This is a genomic window from Chamaesiphon polymorphus CCALA 037 (genome assembly GCF_003003845.1).
Classification (GTDB): Bacteria; Cyanobacteriota; Cyanobacteriia; order Cyanobacteriales; family Chamaesiphonaceae; genus Chamaesiphon; species Chamaesiphon polymorphus.
The window spans coordinates 1-2,512 of record NZ_PVWO01000671.1; the positions used below are offsets into that span (position 1 = coordinate 1).

Sequence of the window (2,512 nt, forward strand, 5' to 3'; positions counted from 1 at the left end):
ATAGTAGATTGCAAAATGGTTAAGCTTATTAACAAAAAGCAAGAGTTTAAAAACCCCACCTCTGACGGCTACGGTGTATACACAAGTCCGCTAGACTTCGTTTTTGGTTGTTTTACCCCCCCAACCCCCCCTTATAAAGGGGGGGCTTTTTCTTGCTCCCTCCCCTTTATAAGGGAAGGGTTGGGGTGGGGTAAAGGGACTATGCAGTAACTCCAATAGACTTGTGTATACACCGTAGCCTCTGACGGTGGCTTGTTGCGATCGAGTCGAACTCTCGATCGTCACAACAATCCCCGACCTATTTAATATGATGAACTAGACAATGGACGGAGTTCTACCGCACCTAGAGAGTGAGGTTGTTCTAAGCTAGACCCATAGAGATCGATGTATCGCTTAAATAGTTGCATGGTATCGCGATTGGATCCTTGAGTCGATTTGACGCGGCGGTGTAGATTGTTACCATTAGCTAACTTATAGAGGTAAGGCAGGTCTTCTAATAAAGTTACCCCAGCAGCACAATGCAAAAATACTTGCATGATTGGTGAGGGAAATTTGAGATCGCTATAGATATCGATAAATAGTTTATGCATGTTATCGCCCAAAGGCAATACATTAAAAATAATCGTAATCTTGTGACCTTTGTAGATCGGAATTGTCAGTTCGATCGTGTAGGGCGTATGCAAAGTTAGCTCCACTTCCACGACTGGCTGTCTCCACATTCTCAGGATATTGAGCGATTGATGCAAGGTGGTTTTGAATTTGACGCTACCGCCACTGGTAGTTTGCTCGAATTTACTGACGTCACCTACTTTGAGACCTTTGAGACTGAGGTTGTGAACTTGTTCTAAATGCTTGAGATTTAGCAAATGATAGATCTGGCACAAATATGGAATTGGTAAGACGTATTCTTGGCTAATCTTATGATATTTTTGCAATTGCATCATTCTCGCTTCAGTCCTGCGCAGATATTCTGGGTGCGGTGGCGTGACGGAAGAGAGTTTATAATATTTAAGCGTGCTCATGCTTTTGATGTTGGAGCTATCGATCTCAAAAGTAGATGTTGTCATTTGTGGATAACTCCAAAGATTCTTGCTTGGTATTGGCGCGGGCAAAATCCGATCGCCAAAATGCTACGATCGAGAAACTTGCCTACCGCAGGTAATCGCATTTACCAGCCGCAACGGTAGGATAATTAATTTGCAAAAAAATATTGCCTAATGCAAATTGACGCTCGGAACTGTCAATATCGATCGACCGATATCATCCGATGCTAATTAAAACTTAAATTTTGAGATCGGGAGAGACAGATCCAAATCTACAGACAGCTCTGGCAAATTCTTAGCACGGCTGCGAAGGATCGACCCTGGAAAATATTTTAAGTTCTGCGGTACGAGGCTGGTGGAGATCGTGACGCTCGGGTGTTGGTTTCGATCCGAAGAAGGTCGCGATCGTTGGTAGCCGAAAAATGGAGCGATGGAAACGGCTCAATGTAATCGGGTCGAGAAGTGAAAGAGTTAAAAGTGAGAGCGAGCCGATAGACTTCGATATGTTTGTCAATCGGCTCGCTCTCGCAGTTAGCCATGGCTTTGTTGTTAAGCATTGTCTAACCGCCAACTCGGTATCGATCGAGTGAGTGAATTATAGTTTGATATCTATACCCATTCCTCGATCGCGTAGCATTGGCAAAGCCAAATCGTGCTAACTAGACTGATGGCAAACGTCGGCGAGACTGGATCTACCGAACTACAGTTGTGGTTAAGTTTTCCATCAAGCCGTAGAAGTGCAATACGCCTTGACCGGATAAGTACTCAGTCAACAAAGCGGCTACAAATCCGATCATTGCAAAGCGACCGTTCCAGATTTCAGCTTGGGGGGTAAAGCCCCAACGCCATGCGTTGCGCTCCTCGTTGTTAGCAGGGATTACTTTAGTAGAAGAACTTGCCATGATAGCTACTCCAGATGTTGGTTGTGGTGATGAGTATTCGATCGACTGTCAGATTTTAAGCTTTCTTCCCGTGTGTAAAGAGCGAGAGCATCTTTTGGGTGCCTGAGTTATTCATCTCTACAAAGGCGAGACTCAACCTACCGAACCACAGTTGTGGTTAAGTTTTCCATTAAGCCGTAGAAGTGCAATACGCCTTGACCGGATAGGAACTCAGTCAACAAAGCGGCTACAAATCCGATCATTGCAAAGCGACCGTTCCAGATTTCAGCTTGTGGGGTAAAGCCCCAACGCCACTCGTTGCGTTCGTTGTTATTAGCAGGAATTACTTTAGTAGAAGAACTTGTCATGATAGCTACTCCAGATGTTGGTTGTGGTGATGAGTATTCGATCGATTGTCAGCTTTCAAGCTTTCTTCCCGTGTGTAAAGAGCGAGAGCATCTTTTGGCTGCTTGACTTATCTATCTATACAAATCTTATCATTTGTAAATCTGGAGCATATCATTCAAAAGGATGAGTTCTGGAAAAAAGTTGGTAGTCGATAGATGTATGGGTGGATGGGTGGATGGG

3 protein-coding genes are annotated in these 2,512 nt (G+C 44.3%); all 3 read right to left on the minus strand.

Translation table 11 applies throughout. The features are described from left to right. Nucleotides 1-302: 302 nt before the first annotated feature. Nucleotides 303-1,067, minus strand: coding sequence for a hypothetical protein (locus C7B77_RS28070; protein WP_146138577.1), 765 nt, complete (start codon nt 1,065-1,067; stop codon nt 303-305). Between the two features lie 668 nt (nt 1,068-1,735). Beyond that, on the minus strand, nt 1,736-1,945 hold the full coding sequence (locus C7B77_RS28080) for a chlorophyll a/b-binding protein (protein ID WP_106312830.1): 210 nt from the start codon (nt 1,943-1,945) through the stop codon (nt 1,736-1,738). 137 nt (nt 1,946-2,082) lie between these two features. Further along, nucleotides 2,083-2,292, minus strand: a complete 210-nt coding sequence (locus C7B77_RS28085; RefSeq protein ID WP_106312833.1) for a chlorophyll a/b-binding protein — start codon at nt 2,290-2,292, stop codon at nt 2,083-2,085. Nucleotides 2,293-2,512: the final 220 nt, after the last annotated feature.